A 21,703-nucleotide genomic window follows, 5' to 3' on the forward strand; every position below is an offset into this window, starting at 1 on the left:
GATATAATTTATTAATTAACAAAAGGTATAAATAAAAAACCCAGCTTTAAGCTGGGTTTTAACAGATATCACTAATCAACAATTATTATTTTGTTTGATCAATTACTTGAACTTCTTGAACGTTACGTGCTTTAACTTCAATTTCAACACGACGATCTGGTGCTAAACATGCTTTTAAGTCAGCGCCACGAAGTGCATTACATTTAGTACCAGTAACTGGTTGTGATTTACCCATACCACGTGAAGTGATAATTTCAGCTGGCACACCTTTTTGTACTAAATAGTTTAATACAGTGTGGGCACGACGTTCTGATAGTTTTTGGTTATAGTTATCAGAACCAATACGGTCAGTATGACCAATTACTACGATAGCACTTTCAGATGGATTAATTTTAACAAGCGTTGCTAATAAGTTATCAAGCGCTTGGCGCCCTTCTGCTTTTAAGTCAGCTTTTGCATAAGCAAATAATACATCTTCATTTAAAACATAGCGATTTACTTCAGTTTTGATTTCAACTGGAGCTGCAACCGCTGGTGAACCTAAACGGTAAGTGATACCCAAGCTCACAGTACCTGCGTCTGGAGATGCATCAGTTTTAGTATGAATATGTTGAACATATTGATATTCTAAACGAGTTGAGAAGTTTTCGTCAAAACGATAATCAAGGCCTAAAGCATAAACAGGCGATAAATCAGTTTTTGTTCCGCCTTTACCGTATTCTTCTTTAACATCACCACCATTTTTCCATTTAGCAATAGTTACCATTCCACCCGCGCGGCCATAGATATCTAAATCGTCAGAGATAAATGATAATGGATAGCTTAATTTACCAGTTAAAGAAACACCTTGAGCAGAAACTTTACTGTTTCCTGCTTTAGAATCACTATCATAACGATAATTTCTTTTATATTTTGCTGAACCTAACCAATCATAACCTAGTTCAAATGCTAAATAAGGATTAGCTTGGAAACCTAAGAATGCACCGCCAGCGATGTTACTTCTATTAGAAGTTTTGATTCCAGCTTCTTCTTTATCAAAAGCACGAACTTTATTTGCATCTAAGTTATAAAGCTCAGACCAACCTAATTTAGCACCTGTATAAAAAGTGTTGTCTTCATATGCTGCATTAGCGGCAGTAGCGGTTAAACTTGCAACTGCAATTGCTAGAGCTAGAGTCGTTTTTTTCATTTTTTGCCTCAACTTATTTGTTGTTATAGACGTTGTTTAATTTGATTTTATTGTTTAAATTTACTTCTTATAAATAGATATTACTAATAATTATGTTACACATAATCTAGCTTTAATTATAGCACATAAATTGCGCAAAGCTAGATAGAATAAACTTACATTGTAAAAATTAAATAACTTTAATTTGCATTAACCAATTTGATTAACTGTAATATATAAATCATTTATGGAGTTAGATAAAGTATTGGCCATAATGTAAAAATCCGCTTCAAGTCGTTTATCAAACTCATCAGAACCAATATCTTCATTTTCGTCCATTATAATAGAATCAAATTTTACTTTTTTCAATGTAAAGTCTGGGTTGATAATAAAATTGATACCACGTTCATCAATAATTTTAAGTTTGGTTACCCATTTACCAGAATCTAAGTGAACTAACATTTCGTCGCTAGTAATATCTTGGTTTTTGCAGTTAATAATTCCATTACCTTCCAGTGGATCTTTTAATTCAGCTTCATCACCTAATATAAAAGGAGGAAAATTTAACTTTTCTTTAACCCAATTGGTCATTATCTTTTCAAGTGGTTTATCGATTGATAATGGGGTTAATGCTAAAGATCCAAGCTCTTTACGTAAAATTGCTAAAATATCTTCAGCTAGTTTAAAACTACTACAATCAATAATAATTCTTCTATTTTCAGTATCGATCCATAACCAATAATGGTTATATTTACTAAATGCTCTAGGCATTAAATCGAACATCACTTCATCTTTTAATGTGGCTTTTTCATTTTTGCTGAGCTTTCGACTTAATGCTTTCTCTTGTTTGTCAATTTTATCAATTAGTGCTTGTTTAATTACTGGCGCTGGTAATATTTTAGTTTCTTTTTTAATCCGTAACAGTAAATGTCCTTGCATATCAATAATGAAATCATCTAAGTTATTATCATTATAAGGCGATACCCATCCCATCTTAGTGGTATCTAAATTACCGCACGGCGAAAATGAAGCCGATTTAAGCGCTTGTTCAATAGTTTGTTTATCAAGTAAATTGTCATTATTAAGTTGGTAAATAATTGCGTTTTTAAACCAAAGCATAGTGTTATATTTCCAAATATTTGCTTTACGAAGTTTATTTTATCATAACGATTTATAATAAAAATTTCATAGACGATGATATATTATCGCCTTAGTAATAAGATTTGATAAGAAATTCTTTAAAATTTATAAGATACACCCATATAAATAGATGTTACCGTACTATCATCAACCATTGGGCTATCGGCTGCATCACCTGTTAGTTTATCAATATGGACTCCACCAAAGGTTGCAATATTATCTGTTAACGAATATTGAGCCGCAATTTCAAAGTAAGGCGTAAAAGAGCTATCAGCATTGAAATAACCTAAGCCTGAACGTGCAGATTCTTTGTGCGAGATTCCATAATAATAGTCATTATGTTTACGATTTGCCCAATTTATACCGATAGTTGGTGCAACAATCAAATTATTTTCAATATAAGGTACAGTATAATCAGCATTAACTAAAATACTACTACTAGTATCAAGGATATCAGTGCCAATACTACTAGAAAAAATCCCCCAATTGGTATTAAGTGAATATTCAATATCCGCTAGTAGGGTTGAATGGCGACTATCGAGCTGTTTTAGTTTATGATTATTAGAATCGTGAGGTTTAAATTCATTAGCTAAATAGCGAGCGCCAAAGGATAGACTTTGGTTATCATCATTGAGGGCATAAACCCCAGCAGAAAGATCATCAATAAAAAACGAGCCATTGTCATAATCAATGTGTGGTATAGGATAGTAGTTTGAACTATAACTTTTATATGGTGAAGTTGACCAACCTAAACCGATTCCCAATGAGGTAGATTCTGCTGATACAATTTGCGTATATCCTAGAGAACACATTGATAATAGCGAAATTATACAGCTTATTCTTTTCATTTTGATACCTATTCATAGTGATATGGTTTACGAGAGCTATTGTGATTTCTTTATCTCAAGTCCGTCGTCACAAAATCTATACAGTAATTGTACATTGTTACAATCACTTTTCTCCGATAATAATGCCACATTTTGTCATATTTGAATATGGATTAGTGAGATAAATTATGAGTAAACCAACTAAAGAAATGATTAACAGTCGCCCTGACGACGCAGTATTATTAGCTGATGAAGCAAAATATTGCTCATTTGGTGATACCGTGCATTACGTTGAACCTCCGAAGATTTTTGATGGCTGTGAAGGTAGCTACATGTATGATAAAGAAGGTAAAGCCTTTCTTGATTTACAAATGTGGTACTCAGCTTGTAACTTTGGTTATGCTAATGAGCGTCTAAATAACGTACTTAAAAAACAAATCGATACTTTACCACAATGTGCTAGTCAGTATCTTCATCCAACTAAAATTGAATTAGCAAAAACTATTGCTCAAGGTATGGAACAGCGATTCGGTTACCAAGGGCGTGTTCATTTTAATGTTGGTGGTTCTCAATGTATTGAAGACTCACTAAAAGTAGTGCGTAATGCTACCGGCGGTAAATCACTAATGTTTGCTTTCCAAGGTGGTTACCATGGTCGTACTCTTGGTGCATCATCAATTACTTCAAGTTATCGTTATCGCCGTCGTTATGGTCATTTTGGTGATCGTGCTATGTTTGTTCCTTTCCCATATCCATTCCGTCGCCCTAAAGGAATGACTTCAGAAGAGTATGGTGAACATTTAGTTGCTGAATTTGCTCGTTTATTTGAAACAGAATATCACGGTGTTTGGGATCCTAAAGTAGGTCAAGCTGAATATGCTGCTTTCTATGCCGAACCTTTACAAGCAACAGGCGGTTATATTGTCCCTCCTCGTAACTACTTTAAAGGTTTGAAAAAAGTTTTAGATCAATATGGTATTTTATTAGTCGTTGATGAAATCCAAATGGGCTTTTATCGTACTGGTAAACTATGGTCAATCGAACACTTTGATGTTAAACCTGATGTAGTGGTATTTGCCAAAGCATTAACTAATGGTTTAAATCCACTAGGTGGGTTATGGGCTCGTGAAGAGTTAATTAATCCTGAAGTATTTCCTGTTGGTTCAACACATTCAACTTTTGCTTCAAATCCATTAGGTACTGCGGTTGGCTTAGAAGTATTAAAAATGACTTCAGAAACCGATTACGAAAAAATGGTGATGGAAAGTGGTGCATACTTCCTTGAAGGATTAAAAACACTTGAGAAGAAACATAAAGAAATTGGTGAGGTTGATGGCTTAGGTCTTGCACTACGTGCTGAGATTTGTACCGATGACGGTTTTACAGCTAATAAAGCATTAGTTGATAAAATGGTTGATATTGGTATGTCAGGTGATCTTGACTGGAAAGGTAATAAAATGGGCTTGGTGCTTGATATTGGTGGTTATTATAAAAATGTTATCACTTTTGCTCCTTCATTACATATTACTCGTCAAGAAATCGATCAAGGTATTGAATTACTTGACCAATTAATTACTCGAGCTAAAAAAGAACTTTAAGTCTTAAAGCAAAATAATCCCGCTAATATGTGTTAGCGGGATTCTAGTTATACCCGATCCTTTATAGAAAGTTATGCGATATATCAATCAACTAGAACCAAATGAACTAATCAATAATTTTATTTCTCATCCACCACAGGAATTTACGAGCTGGATGAGTGAAGATGGTGTACCTGCTTTTTCTGCTAAGTTTGATTTGCTCACAACTGCCGATGATGATTTTAAAAATAAAGTTCATAAATTACCTTTTTATAGCAAATGGCGACATTGGTTACAACCAAAAACATGTTTTGTCGGAACGACAGTTTCAGAATACAGTTTGTTAACTGATAAAGTGAATGCACAGCAATTAGCTGATAATGTTAAAACAGCGTATGCAAAGAAATATCCTTTTACTATTGTGAAAGATTTACCTTCCGATTCGCCTTTACTAAGTAAGCAGGATAATCAATATTCTAAACAGGTTATTGGGTCATTAAAAGATAACGGTTTTATTGAAGTTGAAGGACAAGCTTTAGCGTGGGTTCCAATCGATTTCGAATCGATAAATGACTTTTTGGCAAAATTATCCTATAGCCGTCGTAAGAATTTAAGAAGAAAGCTGAAATCTCGTGAAAAATTAGAGATTAATATCTTACAAACTGGTGATGACTATTTTTTTGATGACGCCAATCTTGATTTATATTATCAGCTTTATCTTAATGTATATGAACAAAGTGAAATACATTTTGATTTATTAACCAAACCATTTTTTATCCAATTACTGCAAAGTAAAGCAGCAAATGGGCGTATTTTCACTTATCACTATAATGGCCAATTAATTGGTTATAACATCTGTTTTGTGGTGAATAATGTTCTAATTGATAAGTATATTGGTATGGTTTATCCACTGGCACGGGAGTTGAATCTCTATTTTGTTAGCTGGTTTGTTAATCTTGAATATGCATTACAACAGAAACTAAGTAGTTATGTCGCAGGTTGGACAGATCCCGAAGTTAAAGCTTCGTTAGGTGCTAGTTTTACTTTAACCAAACATCTAGTTTATATTCGAAATCCTCTGTTAAGACTAATTTTACGTAAATTAATAGGCCATTTTGAAACCGATAAGGAGAAAGTAGCATGACATTGCCGGTTATCCTTAATTTTGATCAAAGCGTAGGTGAAATTAATGACGCTAAAACGATTGATTTCACGCAGTGGCAAGATGTAATTCGCTTTGGTTGTAATGAAAAAAATTTCCAAAAATTTAAAATGCAATTACAACAATCATTACCAGAAAACTATGGCACAGTGTTGATGGGGAGCGGTGATTATCATCATATTTCGCTATTACTAATTGAGCAACTTGCTAAGCAATATTCAGCAGATAATCCAATTGAAGTGATTATTTTTGATAATCATCCAGACAATATGCGTTATCTATTTGGTGTTCACTGTGGCTCATGGGTGAGCTATGTAGCAAGTTTACCGTTCGTAAGTCATGTTCATGTGTTAGGCATAACTTCTAATGATATTGGATTATGGCATTTTTGGGAAAATAGATGGTCACCGCTATTTCATAAAAAATTGACTTATTGGAGCTTAGATGTCAATGTTTCTTGGGCGAAAAAAATTGGCTTGAATCAAGCTTTTCGTCATTTTGATTCGCCTGATGATTTGATTACCCAGTTTCTATCTGAACAATATCGTAATACTAAACCAATATATTTATCGATAGATAAAGACGTATTAAGTGAAGAGGTTATTCATACTAATTGGGATCAAGGAAAACTGCAAACTTATCACTTATTGGATACTATTTCCTCAATTAAACCACGAATTATTGGTAGTGATATCACAGGTGAATTATCAATATGGCAACCGAAAAGTTGGTTTAAACGATTGGTTAGTTCATTAGATAAACAACCAGAAATATCCTTAGAGAACTTAAATGGTTGGCAACAAGAACAACATCAACTCAATTTAACATTATTAAACGCTTTAAAAGCTTAGTATTATTAATCTATTATTCTTTTAATAAAATACAGCTAGGCTTGACTTTAGTTTTGATTAATAACTGTTATGACTGTTTTTGTTGGTTAGTTTACTTTCCGCCAATGCCAGAAACATAATTCCTGAAACAATCAATATTGTTCCAATTAACTTAAATAACGTTATTGGTTCATTAAATAACCAAACTGATGCAATCATTACTGTGACGACTTCGAAATGAGATGCCGCAAAAGCTGGTCCGACAGGCGCTTTTTTTAATAAAGTCATCCAAGTGAAGAAAGTAAAAATATAACCTGCAATTGATACATAGATCCAATGGCCAGAAAAAACCCTAATAATCCATTCAACACTCATCGCAAGAGGTTGTGCATGCTCAGCAGCCAATTTGAAGCTGCACTGGGCAATGGTATCAAACATTAATAATACGGTAAAACCAATCAAATAAAACTTAGCCATATTAAGACATTCCCACAAAAATAACACCAGCAGTTATTAATAACATACCAATAATGCGATAAAGAGTGAGTAATTCTTTGAAAAGAATTCGACCAACTAACATAATAGTAATAATATTAAATGAGGCCAGTAATACTCCTTGAGATAGTGGCACTAAAGTTAAAAAGGCTAGCCACAATAAAAATTCAGCAATGTAAGATGCTATTCCTACCCAAATCCAATGATTTTTAGCCAAATCCAACCAGTAATACCAACCATCTCGATTGGTCGGTGATATTGCAGCATATTTAAAGGCAACTTGTCCTAAAGTATCAAAACAGATATTACTAACCCAAAGAAAAATAACTAAGGATGACATTATGCTTGATTTCCTTCTACAATATGATTAAAGAATGAAGCACATTCTTTAATCACTTCTCGGCGTTGGCTATCAATGGTAATTAAATGATAACTATCATTTAATACGATTAACTGTTTTGGGCCGGAAACGTGTTTTTCAACTAATTTTGCATTTGTTTCAATATTGGCAATGTCATCATTGCCTGAATGCATAATTAAACACGGTGAGGTAACTTTAGGTAACTCCTGACGCATATGTTTAGCCAATAACTGCATTTCAGCTAAAGCTGGGAAAGGGTTACCTGCCAGTCCTGCAGAGGCGGCGTCACCACTTAACATGCTTTCAGACACAACAGCCCGAATCCGCTCATCCTTAAGGCCATAAGGTGGTTTTTCAATAAAAGATACTTTTTGAAAAATACCAAGTTTTTTGAAATAGACTAATAAAAAGAAGAATTTTTTAGCCCAAAATGGCATGCTCCAGCCATCATAAGAAAAAGTAGGTGCTAAAACACCAACACCTTTCACTTGATTGGGACGATCGGCAGCTAATTTTAACGCTAATAATGCGCCCATAGATAAACCTGCGACAAACAGATTATCAACATGTTGAGCTAAATAATCAGCACCATCTTGAACACTTTTATACCAATCTTGCCAAGTTGTTTTACATAGATCTGCTTCTGTACCACAGTGACCCGCTAACTGTATTGCATACACAGTAAATCCAGCTTTATGTAAACCATTGGCTAAAATACGCATTTCATTTGGTGTACCAGTTAAACCGTGAATTAATAGCACACCATTTTTATTACCAGATAAAAAATAAGATAAATCTTCAATTGTACTCATTATTATTCCTTTATTTTACCGCCATGACTGGAATTAGTGTTTGTTGCATCTGTTTTAATGCTGCGGTTACATCAGCAAAACTCTCAATAGCACTGTGTTTAATATTGTTTTTTTCGCAATAATTAATCAACTTATCTTTGGCGAAAACAAGATCGACATGATGAGAAACGCAAAAATCGGACGTACCATCACCAACATACAGTATCTGAGGAAAATGTTGCTGTTGTTTAACATGATTGCATTTGCAGTTACCGCTTTGTTTAATACAATTTTTATTGGCAAATGGGAACTCCAGGCGCCAACTTCGTTGATTATTATGCATTAACTTATTGGCATAAATAGGTAAATTCTCAATACCATGGTGTTTTAACACAAACTGAATAGCATAATCTAAGCCGTCACTAACTACATGAACTGGAATATGATTTTTTTCAGTGTAATCAATAAATGCTTTAAAATTATCATCAATTTCAATTTTTGCTAATGCTTGATTGAGTTCCTCTAGGCTAGCATCCATTAATGCAATCTGTTTACTCATACATTCTTGAGAGCCGATTTTGCCACTAACCCATAACTCTTCAAGTTCATCACAACCATCTTGACCAAATTGACTAAGTAAAGTATCAGTAACATCTTTAACACTAATTGTGCCATCAAAATCACATAAAATAATAGGGTTTTGGTGGTGAGTATAAGATGGCTGAAAAAGATGATTAGTAATTGATGAAAAAGTATTCATAGTTAACGAAAAAATTGCTTAGTTATAGATATTGGCGCCAATTCTCTCATATAGCGGTCGTAAACTTTGTAGGCTCTTTGTATATCTTTTGTAACGAGGCTTCATTTACCTGTATAATAAGGTATTTTGAAGTACACATTATACGGTAAAGAGAGCCGAAAATGAGTGAACGTATATTAATCATCGAAGATGATGAAAGATTAGCCAATTTAATCCAAGTTTATTTAATCCGTCAGGGGTATATGGTTGATTGGCATAATAGTGGTGCAGGTGCCGAAGAAAAAATACAACAGATCAATCCTGATTTAGTTATTTTAGATGTCATGCTGCCAGAAAAATCTGGATTTGATATATGTCGAGATATACGTTCGTGGTTTACAAACTATATTCTGATTATGACCGCGAGTGAAGACAATATTGATGAAATTGTTGGTTTAGAGTTAGGTGCAGATGATTATCTAGCTAAACCTATAGAACCGCGGTTATTACTTGCTCGTATTCGTGCATTGTTGCGACGAAAACAGATCGAAACTGATAAAGAAAGCTATAAGGAACTAATAACTTCGTTTAACAATAATACTCTGGTCTTTGATAATTTGGTTATTGATGGTGAAAATCGAAGAGTGTTATTAGATGGGGAAGATATCGATTTGACTACGGCAGAATTTGATTTACTTTGGTTATTAGCAAATAACGCCGGTAAGATTTTATCGCGAGACGATATATTTTCTCAAGTAAGAGGTATTGATTTTGATGGTAGCGATCGTTCTATTGATGCGCGCATTTCTCGATTACGGCGCAAATTACTAGATGATCCTGACAACTCATCACGGATTAAAACCGTGCGTGGAAAAGGCTATTTATTTATGCGTGAAGGGGAAAACCATTGAAACAATTATTAGCTAAACCGCTATTCTTCAATCGCCGCATCGTCTTTTATCTCGTTATTTTGCTTTCATTACAATGTATTATTGCTTATGGTGCATTATTGGTATTCGACTCATTGCCTTCGTCATTGACTGATATGCCTGATGATCATATTGTTTTTCGTGAATCACAACGTGGAACTGTCAACTTAATTCGTAAACACATTGATGAAAATAAGCAACGTCCATTGCAAGAAGTAGTGAATGAATTGCAGCCTTCTTTTGGTTATCCAATAAAAGTTTTACCAGAACAGACTATCTTGTCTCATTCCGTTGAAAAAGAGTTAGAAAAACTCGGTTTTGCTTATGATGGTGATGACGAGGTTGTCTATATTGATTTAAAGGATGGGCATCTATTGCAACTAGGTCCGATTTTAATGCGAGATATATTAGAATCGAATACTATGTCGTTGAGTGTATTTCTTATTATTTGGGCCTTGTTTAGTGCCATTATCTTTTTTATTTTAATCTATTTTGCTTTTAGTGCCGTTTGGAAAGATTTGGTTAATATTCGCCAAACCGCAGAGCAATTGGGACAAGGAAATTTAAAAGCGCGTACTGAAAATGTAAAAGGTTGGTTATTTAAACCGTTAGCTAATGTACTTAATAACATGGGGACTCAGATAGAACATTTAGTTAGTACCAACCAAACGATTTCACATGCGATGGCTCATGAACTACGTACGCCACTTGCACGGATGCGATTTGAGTTAAGTATGCTTGAAGAGTCCAGCGATGAGCATGAAAAAGCATTACTGCAAAAAGGAATGAGCGATGATATTAATGAACTTGAAACGCTGATAAATGCCAGTTTGAATTATTTCAAAATGCAGCAGAGTAATATCGAATTAAATCTTACTAATGTATCGTTGAAAGAGTGGGGAGAAAAAGTTTGTCAATCATTAGCACTATTTAAACCAGAAGGGTTTGAGCTAGTTTGTAATAGTCAAGATGTAGAAGCCAAAATTGATATTAATTTGGTTGAAACCATGGTCAAAAATTTACTACTCAATGCGTTTAAATATGCTACACATAAAGCTGTGTTGAATATCACGAAACAGGATCATCGAGTGATTTTAGAGATTGATGATGATGGGACTGGTATTCCTTTTGATGCTCGTGAAAAAATTTTTATGCCTTTTGCTCGACTTGATACTAGCCGCACACGTTCAACCGGCGGATATGGGTTAGGGCTTGCTTATGTAAAATTAATGGCTGAATTTCATGACGGTAAAGCATTCGTGGTGACTAGCCCATTAGGGGGTGCTAGATTTGTGGTTTCGATAAAATCAGGTGATGAATAATCAATCTAGATTTTATAAAATTTAATTAAAAACTATTAAGAAAGATATGGATTTGAATAAGAATATTTTTTCAGATAACTTAAAACTCTCGTTTTAACGTTTCGAAAAAACAAAAAATTTGTTATATTCTTTGCTCAAAATGATAAAAGTGAAAAATCTCATTTCTAAATTGGTCATGAGTAAACATATATAATTAGAGGTTTTTTATGAGCGGTGTATTACCGGCAGAGAACGAAACTCGTCCAACTAACTTTATACGTCAAATTATTGATGCAGATCTTGCGGCTGGAAAATATAAAACAACCCATACCCGTTTTCCACCTGAACCTAATGGCTATCTACATATTGGTCATGCAAAATCTATCTGTTTAAATTTCGGAATTGCGCAAGATTATCAGGGTAAATGTAATTTACGCTTTGATGATACCAATCCAGCCAAAGAAGATATCGAATACGTTGAATCTATAAAAGAAGATGTTCGTTGGTTAGGATTCCAATGGGATGGTGAAATTTGTTACTCATCTGACTATTTTGACCGTTTATATGAATATGCAATTGAACTGATTAATAAAGGTCTTGCTTATGTTGATGAATTGTCTGCTGATGAAATCCGCGAATATCGTGGAACATTAACACAAGCAGGTAAAAATAGCCCTTATCGTGATCGAAGTATTGAAGAAAACCTAGCATTATTCATTCAAATGAAAGAAGGTAAATTTGCAGAAGGTAAAGCCTGCTTAAGAGCAAAAATTAATATGGCATCGCCATTTATTGTTATGCGTGATCCCGTATTATATCGTATAAAATTTGCTGAGCATCACCAAACAGGCAATAAATGGTGTATTTACCCAATGTATGATTTTACACATTGTATCTCGGATGCTATTGAAAATATAACTCATTCACTTTGTACACTTGAGTTTCAAGATAATCGTCGTTTGTACGATTGGGTTTTAGATAATATTACTATTGAAGCTCGACCACATCAGTATGAGTTTTCAAGACTAAATCTTGAATATGCTATTACTTCTAAACGAAAATTAACTCAGTTAGTTTCTGAACAAATTGTTGACGGTTGGAATGATCCTCGGATGCCTACCGTATCGGGTCTGCGTCGCCGTGGTTATACACCGGCATCAATTCGTGAATTTTGTCGTCGAATTGGTGTAACTAAACAAGAAAATACGGTTGAAATGAGTACACTCGAGTTCTGTATCCGTGAAGATCTCAATGAAAATGCGCCACGAGCAATGGCGGTACTTGATCCTGTTAAAGTTGTCATTGAAAACTTTTCGGAAACACTTGATGAAGTACTTAGCATGCCAAATCACCCTAATCGCCCAGAATTAGGTCATCGAGAAGTGACATTCACGCGTGAAATTTATATTGATCGAGCTGATTTTAGGGAAGAAGCAAATAAAAATTATAAGCGTTTAGTGTTAGGAAAAGAAGTTCGCTTGCGTAATGCTTATGTGATACGAGCAGAGCGTGTTGAAAAAGATGCGGACGGTAATATTCAAACTATTTATTGTAGTTATGATCCTGCTACATTAAATAAAAATCCTGAAGATGGACGTAAAGTTAAAGGCGTTATTCACTGGGTGTCAGCTAAATTTGCTAAGCCAGCTGAAATTCGTCTTTATGATCGGCTATTTAATACTCCAAATCCAGGTAGTGCAGAGGACTTTTTATCAACTATCAATCCAAATTCATTAATTATTAAACATGGGTTTGTTGAGCCTAGTTTGCAAAAAGCTGAAGCAGAACACGCTTATCAATTTGAACGTGAAGGTTATTTTTGTCTTGATAGTAAATATGCCACTGAAGATAATTTAGTATTTAATCGAACAGTGGGATTAAGAGACAGTTGGAACGAAGCTTAATCATAATCAATACGCCAACTTTGGTTGGCGTATTGATTTAATCCACTCTACTTAATATTTTTATTGATATCATCGTCAGAAGCTTAGTTTGGCTTACTTTTGCAGTATGAATATAATCCTCAATAATAATGATTACTAACAGATTGTAATTAAAAATTTTCTTAATTTAATAATAAACATTAAAGATTTATTTTAAAAAATTGTAGTGTTTTAAATAATCATAAAAAGCCGAATTGAACATTAAAAAACCCCTTTCCTCAAAATTCTTTAATTACATTATATTATGATTTTTAAGATAGCCTCTTTGTTCAGTTTATTTTATAATGTTGTTCTATTTTTTTCCTATTTTGGCTTAAAAAGAGTACTCTTAGCATGAAAATTTTAGCTGGTTCTTCTGCTCTATCTGCATTTCGTATTAATAAAATTTTATCCTCTTGTCGTGAACAATCTATCCCTATAACAAATATTGAAGCCCAATACATTCACTTTATTGATTTAAGTGATGAATTAACTGTTCAACAACAATTAACCTTAGATAAGTTGTTACAATATGGTCCCAAAAGTGCGCAAATAAATGTCGAAGATAAAACCAGTAAAATACTCTTTTTAGTTACTCCACGCGAAGGTACTATTTCGCCATGGTCATCTAAAGCTACTGATATTGCACATAATTGTGGATTATCAAAAATCCATCGAATAGAACGAGGTATTGCTTATTATGTGCAAGCTAGTTCTCTGTTAACTGATTGTCAAAAAAATACTTTTTTAGGATTGATACATGACCGAATGATGGAGACCGTATTAAACAGTTTTGAGCAAGCAGAACAATTATTTAAGGCTGACCAACCCAAACCAGTAACAATTATTGATTTGTTAGGACAAGGTCGTCAAGCATTAGAGGAAGCTAATCTAAAATTAGGTTTGGCTTTAGCACCAGATGAAATTGACTATTTGGTTGAGAATTTTCAAAAATTAAACCGTAATCCGACTGACATTGAGCTTTATATGTTTGGTCAAGCAAACTCTGAACATTGTCGTCATAAAATATTTAATGCTGATTGGATTATTGATGGTGTTAAACAACCAAAATCATTATTTAAAATGATCAAAAATACTTTTGAACATACGCCTGATTATGTGTCATCCGCTTATAAGGATAATGCCGCTGTTATGGATGGTTCGAAAGTTGGACGATTCTTTGCTGATTATGATAGTCGAAGTTATGATTATCATCAGGAATATGCTGATATTTTAATGAAGGTGGAAACCCATAATCACCCAACGGCAATATCACCTTGGCCAGGTGCGGCAACCGGTAGTGGCGGTGAAATTCGAGATGAAGGAGCGACAGGAAAAGGAGCTAAACCAAAAGCAGGATTAGTTGGTTTTTCTGTTTCGAACTTACGAATTCCAAATTTTGAACAGCCTTGGGAACAAGATTTTGGTAAACCCGATCGAATTGTTAGTGCGTTTGACATTATGATGGATGGGCCCTTAGGTGGTGCAGCATTTAATAATGAATTTGGTCGTCCAGCTTTACTTGGTTATTTTCGTACTTATGAAGAGAAAGTAAACAGTTATAACGGCGATGAAGTCAGAGGATACCACAAACCGATTATGTTAGCTGGTGGTATGGGCAATATTCGTCGTGAACATATTCAAAAAGGTGAATTTCCTATCGGCTCCAAATTAATTGTATTAGGTGGGCCTGCCATGAATATTGGTTTAGGTGGTGGTGCTGCCTCATCTATGACATCAGGACAATCAGATGCAGATCTTGATTTTGCTTCAGTTCAACGTGATAACCCAGAAATGGAGCGTCGTTGCCAAGAAGTAATAGATCGTTGTTGGCAACTTGGTGATAAAAACCCAATTTTATTTATTCATGATGTTGGTGCTGGTGGTTTGTCCAATGCGATGCCTGAACTAGTTAGTGATGGTGGTTGTGGCGGTCAATTTGAATTGCGCAAAATATTAAGTGACGAACCAGGTATGTCACCGTTAGAAATTTGGTGTAATGAATCACAAGAGCGCTATGTACTGGCTATTCATCCAGAAAGCTTAGAATTGTTTGATGAACTTTGTAAGCGTGAACGTACACCTTATGCAGTAATTGGTGAAGCTACAATTAATAAAGCAGTCGTGTTACATGATGAACATTTTAATAATAATCCAATAGATTTACCGTTAGATGTGCTATTGGGTAAAACGCCAAAAATGTTACGAGATGTTAAAACTAGCCAAGCACAAGGTGATCATTTTTCAACATCCGATATCAATTTATATGATGCGGTAAAACGAGTATTACATTTGCCAGTTGTGGCGGAAAAAACTTTCTTAATTACCATTGGTGATCGTTCGGTAACAGGTATGGTTGCTCGTGATCAGATGGTAGGACCTTGGCAAGTGCCGGTTGCCGATTGCGCAGTGACAACAGCAAGTTTAGACAGTTATTACGGTGAAGCCATGTCAATGGGGGAACGAGCTCCTGTTGCCCTGCTTAATTTTGCGGCATCAGCTAGATTAGCGGTTGGTGAAGCAATTACCAATATTGCTGCGACAAATATTGGCGACATTAAACGTATTAAGCTTTCAGCTAACTGGATGGCTGCAGCTGGTCATCCTGGTGAAGATGCTGGTCTTTATCAAGCTGTTAAAGCCATTGGTGAAGAGTTATGTCCTGCTTTAGGATTAGCCATTCCGGTTGGTAAAGACTCTATGTCAATGAAAACAACATGGCAACAAGATGGTGAACAAAAAACGGTAACTTCACCGTTATCATTGGTGATTTCCGCATTTGCTCGAGTTGAAGATGTGCGTAAAACAGTTACCCCACAACTTTGTACAGATGAGGATAATCTATTACTATTTATTGATTTATCTAAAGGTCATCAAGCATTAGGGGCAACAGCATTAGCACAAGTTTATCGTCATCTAGGACAAAGAACAGCTGATGTTCATGATGCTAAAGAATTAGCCGCTTTTTATCAGGCCATCCAAAGTTTAGTTGTGCAAAATACCTTACTTGCTTACCACGATCGTTCTGATGGTGGTTTATTGGTAACCTTAGCAGAAATGGCATTTGCAGGACATTGTGGTATAGATATTGATATTAATTCACTTGGTAGCGATGTTATTGCCTCACTATTTAATGAAGAACTCGGCGCAGTTATTCAAATTCGTAATAGTGATTTAGAAAAAGTCATGACATGCTTTAAGCAGTTTGGTTTATCTCAAGCGATTCATACATTAGGAATAGCTAAAACAGGACAGCAATTTATTATTCGTAATAATAGCGCTGTGGTGTATAGCGAATCGCGATTGACATTAAGAACATGGTGGGCAGAAACCACTTGGCAGATGCAACGCTTACGTGATAACCCACAATGTGCAGATCAAGAACACCAAGCTAAGCAAAATGATGAAGATCCAGGTTTAAGTGTTCATCTTACTTTTGATATTGCGCAAGATATTGCTGCACCTTACATAGTCAAAGGCGTGAAGCCTAAGGTTGCAGTTTTACGTGAACAAGGTGTCAATTCACATGTTGAAATGGCAGCAGCATTTGCTCGAGCAGGTTTTGAGTCAATTGATGTTCATATGACGGATTTATTATCAGGTCAAGTGACTTTGAATCAATTTAATACTTTAGTTGCTTGTGGCGGTTTTTCTTATGGCGATGTATTAGGGGCCGGTGAAGGTTGGGCTAAGTCTATTTTATTTAATGAACAGGTTCGTCATGAGTTTGAGCAATTCTTCCAGCGCAATGATACTTTATCGTTAGGTGTTTGTAATGGCTGCCAGATGATGTCGAATTTAAAAGAACTGATACCTGGTGCTGAGTTATGGCCTCGTTTTGTTCGTAATGTATCGGAACGTTTTGAGGCTCGATTTAGTCTAGTTCAAATTCAGTCTAGCCCTTCATTACTTTTTACTGATATGGCTGGATCGCATATGCCGATTGCTGTTTCACATGGTGAAGGTCAAGTTGAAACCTATGATTTAGCGCATTTAACTAATTTAGAAAATTCAGGTTTGGTTGCCGCACGTTATATTAACCACTTTGGTCAAGTGACAGAAGTGTATCCTGCTAATCCAAATGGATCGCCAAACGGTATTACTGCGGTAACATCTAATGATGGGCGTGCAACAATCATGATGCCACATCCTGAACGAGTATTTAGAACCGTAACCAACTCATGGCACCCTGATAATTGGGGAGAAGATAGCCCGTGGATGCGAATTTTCCGTAATGCACGTAAACAACTCGGTTAAAAAAAATTCGCCGACCATTGGTCGGCGAATTTACTTACTGTTATAGAAAATAGGCTAAATTTAGATAGTCTGCTTTTGTCGACTAAGTAGTGGTTTAGCTAAATCACTATCCATTCTTCGCAATAATTGCTCAGTCGTTTCAAAGTTAATACAAGCATCAGTAACGGATACTCCATATTTGAAATTTTCTTTTGGTTGTTCAGATGATTGATTACCTTCAAATAAATTACTCTCTATCATTACTCCAATAATTGAGTTATTGCCTTGCTTAATTTGCTCAATAATCGAGTCTGCAACGATAGGTTGATTGCGGTAATCTTTGTTGGAATTAGCATGACTACAATCTATCATTAAGTTAGGGACTAATTTAGCCTTATCCATTTGCTGTTCACATAAAGCAACATTTTCAGCATCATAATTAGGTGTTTTTCCGCCTCTTAGAATCACGTGACCGTGCGGATTACCTAAAGTTTGTAATACTGTAACTTGCCCTTTTTGATTAATACCAACAAATCGATGCGCCATTGAAGCTGATTTCATTGCATTAATTGCTACGTCTAAACTTCCATCTGTACCATTTTTGAAACCAACAGGCATTGATAGTCCAGAAGCCATTTCTCGATGGGTTTGTGATTCAGTTGTTCTCGCTCCAATAGCTGACCAGCTAATTAAATCACCAATGTATTGCGGTGTGTTTGGATCTAATGCTTCTGTTGCAATTGGTAATCCAATCTTAGTGATATCAAGTAACAATTTACGTGCTTTTTTTAAGCCATGTTCAATATCAAACGAGCTATCCATATGCGGGTCATTAATCATACCTTTCCAACCAACAGTAGTTCTTGGTTTTTCAAAATAAACTCGCATAACAATAAATAAGTTATCTTTCACTTCATCAGAAAGTTTTTTTAGTTTATGTGCATATTCAATAGCTGCATCAGGATCATGAATAGAACAAGGACCACAAACTATAAGTAATCGGTGATCTCGACGTTCTAAAATATCAACAATGGTTTGTCGGGATGAAGCAATTTGATTTTCTAATTCAGATGATAATGGATAAAGTTTTTTTATTTCTTCTGGTGTGATTAACATATGCTCATCTCTGATTCGAACATTATTTAGTGTGTCTTTTAACATTTGGTTTTCCTTGTTAAAATCATTCATATTTTTATATGTAAAATATTAATTACATAAACAGGCAATATGTAAACACAAAATTACGGAATAGTAAATAAAAAATTAACATATTGTTAGATTAATTGATGGCATGTAAATTAATGTTTACAAGAATTCATGATTAAACTTGCATGAATGTAAATAAATATATACGGATGCGGTGAGAGAATTGTATGCATCCGTATATTGAATATGGCAGGTTATGTAAAAAAGAAGAATTTAAATAGATGAGATTGCTTCTAATATCAATTGTTTATCTACAACATCAATGACTTCAACTGCACCTATTTTAGTTGGTAAGACCAATCTAATTTGTCCTGACAGAACTTTTTTATCTCGTAGCATATGTGGAATATAGGATTCAATTGTCATTTGTTCCGGTCTTTTAACTGGTAGTTTAGCTTTAATTAATAAATTTTTTATTCGTTGAATATCTTTATCTGTTAACTTACCAAGTAATTTAGCTGTTTGTGCCGCCATTAACATACCAACACTAACTGCTTCACCATGTAACCAATTACCATAGCCGAGTTCCGCTTCAATAGCGTGACCATAAGTATGACCAAGATTCAAAATAGCGCGCATGTCTTGTTCTGTTTCATCGGCAGCAACGACTTGTGCTTTTAGTTTACAGCAGTGATAAATACAATAACTCAAGGCATCTACATCTAAATTAAGTAGATCATCGATATGTGTTTCTAACCAATTAAAAAACTCAGAATCCATAATGATGCCATATTTAATTACTTCGGCCAAACCGGCTGAAAGCTCTCGTGGTGGCAGAGTTTTAAGACAATTAATATCAATGACAACAGCTTGTGGTTGATAAAATGCACCAATCATATTTTTACCAAGAGGATGATTAATAGCTGTTTTTCCTCCAACGGATGAATCTACTTGTGATAATAATGTTGTTGGTACTTGTATAAATTTAATTCCTCGTTGATAAGCTGAAGCAGCAAAACCAGCGACATCACCAATAACACCTCCACCTAACGCTATAAGGATGCTATTTCGAGTATGATTGTTGGCAAGTAGAGCGGTTAGAATTTGATTCCATGTTTCCATGGTTTTATATTGTTCACCATCAGGGACTATAACAAAATCTGTTTTTATCCCATGAGCTTCAAACATATCTATCAAATGCTGTAGATAAAGCGGAGCAATTGTGTCATTTGTGGCAATAAGTACTCGCTGGCCGCTGTGTAGTTTGAAATGTTCGAATTGACTAAGTAAGTTTTCGCCAATAGTAATAGGGTAACTGCGATTTTCTAATGCTACATTTAGGATCTTTTGCATAATTATTTCCCAACAAGTTTATGCCAATTTAATATTGCATGTTAACGATAAAAAAGTGGCAGCGCAACTTAGAATCATTTAAACTTACTGCCAATTTTTATCTGTAATGTTGAATTTATATGTCCTTATCTTTCGTATTAGCACAAAAAAATTGGCGTGTAGGTGATATTGAAGGTAATACTCAGCAAATCATTGAATTGATGCAACGCCATTCATCTCATGATCTTATTATTTTCTCTGAACTTGCAATTTGTGGTTATCCTCCAGAAGATCTAATTTATCGTGATGACTTTAAAAATCGTTGCCAACAAGCGCTATCGGCCATCAAACAAGCTAGTCGACAATGTGGAGTAATTGTTGGTCATCCTCATTGGCAAAATGGTTTGGTTTATAACTCATTGTCACTATTTTTCGATGGACAACAATTAGCGTGTTATCACAAACAGCAATTACCTAATTATGATGTATTTGATGAAAAACGCTATTTTGCTGCTGGTGAGCAAACTTGTGTGGTTGATTTTAAAGGTAAAAAAGTTGGCTTATTAATCTGTGAAGATCTTTGGCAATGTGAACCGATTGATCGAATTGCAGCAAACAGTGCCGACTTGGTTATTTCGATTAATGCTTCACCGTATGCTTATGAAAAACCGCAGTATCGTCAAGAACTTATTAAACAACATGCAGTAAGAACCGGATTACCAATTGTGTATGTGAATCAAATTGGTGGTCAAGATGAGCTTGTTTTTGATGGTAGTTCATTTGTCTGTAACGAGAAGGGTGATATCGTCCATCGATTAAATTCGTTTGAAGAGCAAATTTCTATTTTTCTGCTCAATGATAATTATAAACCAATACCTAGCCTTAAAGACGATCCATTAGCGGCTGTTTATGATGCGTTAGTACTTGCAACGCGTGATTATATTACTAAAAATGGTTTCCAAGGTGCGGTATTAGGGTTATCAGGTGGTATTGATTCAGCGTTAACTTTAGCTATTGCGGTTGATGCGTTGGGTAAAGATAAAGTACAGGCTGTTATGATGCCATTTCGTTATACGGCTGATATTAGTATCGCTGATGCAAAGGAAGAGGCGGAAATATTGGGGGTTGAATTTGATATTATTTCAATTGAACCGATGTTTGATGCCTTTATGACCTCTTTAACACCGATGTTTTTAGGTACAGCAAAAGATACTACCGAAGAAAACTTACAAGCACGTTGTCGGGGTGTTATTTTAATGGCTTTGTCAAATAAACGTCGTAGGCTAGTATTAACAACAGGTAATAAAAGTGAAATGTCTGTCGGATATGCAACACTTTATGGTGATATGGCTGGTGGTTTTGATGTACTTAAAGATGTACCTAAAACTATGGTATTTGCATTGTCTAAATATCGAAATAGTCGCTCTTATGTTATTCCAGAACGTGTGATTACTCGCCCGCCATCAGCTGAGCTTGCTCCAGATCAAAAAGATGAAGACAGCTTACCACCTTATGATATTTTAGATGGAATATTAAAGGGTTATGTTGAACAGGATTTTTCGATTGAACAACTAGTTGCACAAGGTTATGATGAAGAGACAATAAGACGTGTTATTAGATTAGTTGATATTAATGAATATAAAAGACGACAATCAGCAGTAGGTCCAAAAATTACTGCTCGTAACTTTGGTAAAGGCAGACGCTATCCAATTACTTCTGCTTTTGGATTTAAGAATTGGTAATCTCG

17 protein-coding genes are annotated in these 21,703 nt (G+C 35.0%); 8 read left to right on the forward strand and 9 right to left on the reverse strand.

The annotated features are described in order from the left end of the window. Positions 1-85: 85 nt before the first annotated feature. From ompA to H3S74_RS08170, 3 genes are all read right to left on the reverse strand, one after another. Positions 86-1,189, reverse strand: coding sequence for a porin OmpA (gene ompA, locus H3S74_RS08160; protein WP_198247644.1), 1,104 nt, complete (start codon positions 1,187-1,189; stop codon positions 86-88). A 189-nt stretch (positions 1,190-1,378) separates the two neighbouring features. Then, positions 1,379-2,287, reverse strand: coding sequence for a recombination-associated protein RdgC (locus H3S74_RS08165; protein WP_110447019.1), 909 nt, complete (start codon positions 2,285-2,287; stop codon positions 1,379-1,381). Between the two features lie 119 nt (positions 2,288-2,406). Continuing rightward, positions 2,407-3,156: a MipA/OmpV family protein gene (locus H3S74_RS08170; protein WP_198247645.1), complete on the reverse strand. Its 750-nt coding sequence runs from the start codon at positions 3,154-3,156 to the stop codon at positions 2,407-2,409. A 167-nt stretch (positions 3,157-3,323) separates the two neighbouring features. Between H3S74_RS08170 and H3S74_RS08175 the strand changes: the two genes are divergently transcribed. From H3S74_RS08175 to H3S74_RS08185, 3 genes are all read left to right on the forward strand, one after another. Next, on the forward strand, positions 3,324-4,733 hold the full coding sequence (locus tag H3S74_RS08175; protein ID WP_232354876.1) for an aspartate aminotransferase family protein: 1,410 nt from the start codon (positions 3,324-3,326) through the stop codon (positions 4,731-4,733). A gap of 73 nt (positions 4,734-4,806) precedes the next feature. Then, complete coding sequence (locus H3S74_RS08180; protein ID WP_110447022.1) at positions 4,807-5,856, forward strand: GNAT family N-acetyltransferase; 1,050 nt, start codon at positions 4,807-4,809, stop codon at positions 5,854-5,856. Continuing rightward, positions 5,853-6,725 carry an arginase family protein gene (locus H3S74_RS08185; protein WP_198247646.1) on the forward strand — a complete coding sequence of 291 codons (873 nt, stop codon included), beginning with the start codon at positions 5,853-5,855 and terminating at the stop codon, positions 6,723-6,725. Before H3S74_RS08180 ends, H3S74_RS08185 begins: the two co-directional genes overlap by 4 nt. A gap of 57 nt (positions 6,726-6,782) precedes the next feature. On the opposite strand, the gene H3S74_RS08190 is transcribed toward H3S74_RS08185, so the two are convergent. Genes H3S74_RS08190 through H3S74_RS08205 form a run of 4 tightly spaced genes read right to left on the reverse strand, consistent with a single transcriptional unit; the run spans position 6,783 to position 9,111 of the window. Then, positions 6,783-7,181 (reverse strand): multidrug efflux SMR transporter, encoded by a 399-nt coding sequence (locus H3S74_RS08190; protein ID WP_110447024.1) that lies wholly within the window; start codon positions 7,179-7,181, stop codon positions 6,783-6,785. 1 nt (position 7,182) lies between these two features. Continuing rightward, positions 7,183-7,539 (reverse strand): EamA family transporter, encoded by a 357-nt coding sequence (locus H3S74_RS08195; protein ID WP_034901884.1) that lies wholly within the window; start codon positions 7,537-7,539, stop codon positions 7,183-7,185. Beyond that, positions 7,539-8,372, reverse strand: coding sequence for a carboxylesterase (locus H3S74_RS08200; protein ID WP_198247647.1), 834 nt, complete (start codon positions 8,370-8,372; stop codon positions 7,539-7,541). Before H3S74_RS08200 ends, H3S74_RS08195 begins: the two co-directional genes overlap by 1 nt. A 10-nt stretch (positions 8,373-8,382) precedes the next feature. Continuing rightward, positions 8,383-9,111 (reverse strand): MtnX-like HAD-IB family phosphatase, encoded by a 729-nt coding sequence (locus H3S74_RS08205; RefSeq protein ID WP_110447025.1) that lies wholly within the window; start codon positions 9,109-9,111, stop codon positions 8,383-8,385. Positions 9,112-9,272: 161 nt separating this feature from the next. On the opposite strand from H3S74_RS08205, the gene H3S74_RS08210 reads away from it, so the two are divergent. The 4 genes from H3S74_RS08210 to purL all read left to right on the forward strand — a co-directional run bounded on the left by H3S74_RS08210 (position 9,273) and on the right by purL (position 17,499). Then, on the forward strand, positions 9,273-10,001 hold the full coding sequence (locus tag H3S74_RS08210; protein WP_198247648.1) for a response regulator transcription factor: 729 nt from the start codon (positions 9,273-9,275) through the stop codon (positions 9,999-10,001). Continuing rightward, positions 9,998-11,341, forward strand: coding sequence for an ATP-binding protein (locus tag H3S74_RS08215; RefSeq protein ID WP_198247649.1), 1,344 nt, complete (start codon positions 9,998-10,000; stop codon positions 11,339-11,341). The genes H3S74_RS08210 and H3S74_RS08215 overlap by 4 nt, the downstream gene beginning before the upstream one ends. Positions 11,342-11,547: 206 nt before the next feature. Then, the gene (glnS, locus tag H3S74_RS08220; protein ID WP_198247650.1) at positions 11,548-13,224 is read left to right on the forward strand and encodes a glutamine--tRNA ligase; all 1,677 of its coding nucleotides are present in this window, start codon (positions 11,548-11,550) and stop codon (positions 13,222-13,224) included. A 372-nt stretch (positions 13,225-13,596) separates the two neighbouring features. Beyond that, complete coding sequence (gene purL / locus H3S74_RS08225; RefSeq protein WP_198247651.1) at positions 13,597-17,499, forward strand: phosphoribosylformylglycinamidine synthase; 3,903 nt, start codon at positions 13,597-13,599, stop codon at positions 17,497-17,499. Between the two features lie 60 nt (positions 17,500-17,559). On the opposite strand, the gene H3S74_RS08230 is transcribed toward purL, so the two are convergent. Together H3S74_RS08230 and aroB are read right to left on the reverse strand one after the other, a co-directional pair. Continuing rightward, complete coding sequence (locus H3S74_RS08230; protein WP_110447029.1) at positions 17,560-18,639, reverse strand: 3-deoxy-7-phosphoheptulonate synthase; 1,080 nt, start codon at positions 18,637-18,639, stop codon at positions 17,560-17,562. A gap of 258 nt (positions 18,640-18,897) precedes the next feature. Beyond that, positions 18,898-19,977, reverse strand: coding sequence for a 3-dehydroquinate synthase (gene aroB, locus H3S74_RS08235; protein ID WP_110447030.1), 1,080 nt, complete (start codon positions 19,975-19,977; stop codon positions 18,898-18,900). Between the two features lie 113 nt (positions 19,978-20,090). On the opposite strand from aroB, the gene H3S74_RS08240 reads away from it, so the two are divergent. Beyond that, complete coding sequence (locus tag H3S74_RS08240; RefSeq protein WP_366940001.1) at positions 20,091-21,698, forward strand: NAD+ synthase; 1,608 nt, start codon at positions 20,091-20,093, stop codon at positions 21,696-21,698. Positions 21,699-21,703 lie beyond the last annotated feature (5 nt).

The sequence above is a fragment of the Gilliamella sp. W8126 genome, assembly GCF_016102185.1.
Lineage (GTDB): Bacteria > Pseudomonadota > Gammaproteobacteria > Enterobacterales > Orbaceae > Gilliamella > Gilliamella apis_A.

What these genes read in the sequence shown, in the direction of transcription:
- H3S74_RS08190 (WP_110447024.1), bottom strand. Translation starts at nt 7,181, where the DNA reads ATGGCTAAGTTTTATTTGATTGGTTTTACCGTATTATTAATGTTTGAT.
- ompA (WP_198247644.1), bottom strand. Translation starts at nt 1,189, where the DNA reads ATGAAAAAAACGACTCTAGCTCTAGCAATTGCAGTTGCAAGTTTAACC.
- H3S74_RS08165 (WP_110447019.1), bottom strand. Translation starts at nt 2,287, where the DNA reads ATGCTTTGGTTTAAAAACGCAATTATTTACCAACTTAATAATGACAAT.
- glnS (WP_198247650.1), top strand. Translation starts at nt 11,548, where the DNA reads ATGAGCGGTGTATTACCGGCAGAGAACGAAACTCGTCCAACTAACTTT.
- aroB (WP_110447030.1), bottom strand. Translation starts at nt 19,977, where the DNA reads ATGCAAAAGATCCTAAATGTAGCATTAGAAAATCGCAGTTACCCTATT.
- H3S74_RS08205 (WP_110447025.1), bottom strand. Translation starts at nt 9,111, where the DNA reads ATGAATACTTTTTCATCAATTACTAATCATCTTTTTCAGCCATCTTAT.
- purL (WP_198247651.1), top strand. Translation starts at nt 13,597, where the DNA reads ATGAAAATTTTAGCTGGTTCTTCTGCTCTATCTGCATTTCGTATTAAT.
- H3S74_RS08185 (WP_198247646.1), top strand. Translation starts at nt 5,853, where the DNA reads ATGACATTGCCGGTTATCCTTAATTTTGATCAAAGCGTAGGTGAAATT.
- H3S74_RS08170 (WP_198247645.1), bottom strand. Translation starts at nt 3,156, where the DNA reads ATGAAAAGAATAAGCTGTATAATTTCGCTATTATCAATGTGTTCTCTA.
- H3S74_RS08210 (WP_198247648.1), top strand. Translation starts at nt 9,273, where the DNA reads ATGAGTGAACGTATATTAATCATCGAAGATGATGAAAGATTAGCCAAT.
- H3S74_RS08175 (WP_232354876.1), top strand. Translation starts at nt 3,324, where the DNA reads ATGAGTAAACCAACTAAAGAAATGATTAACAGTCGCCCTGACGACGCA.
- H3S74_RS08180 (WP_110447022.1), top strand. Translation starts at nt 4,807, where the DNA reads ATGCGATATATCAATCAACTAGAACCAAATGAACTAATCAATAATTTT.
- H3S74_RS08195 (WP_034901884.1), bottom strand. Translation starts at nt 7,539, where the DNA reads ATGTCATCCTTAGTTATTTTTCTTTGGGTTAGTAATATCTGTTTTGAT.
- H3S74_RS08200 (WP_198247647.1), bottom strand. Translation starts at nt 8,372, where the DNA reads ATGAGTACAATTGAAGATTTATCTTATTTTTTATCTGGTAATAAAAAT.
- H3S74_RS08230 (WP_110447029.1), bottom strand. Translation starts at nt 18,639, where the DNA reads ATGTTAAAAGACACACTAAATAATGTTCGAATCAGAGATGAGCATATG.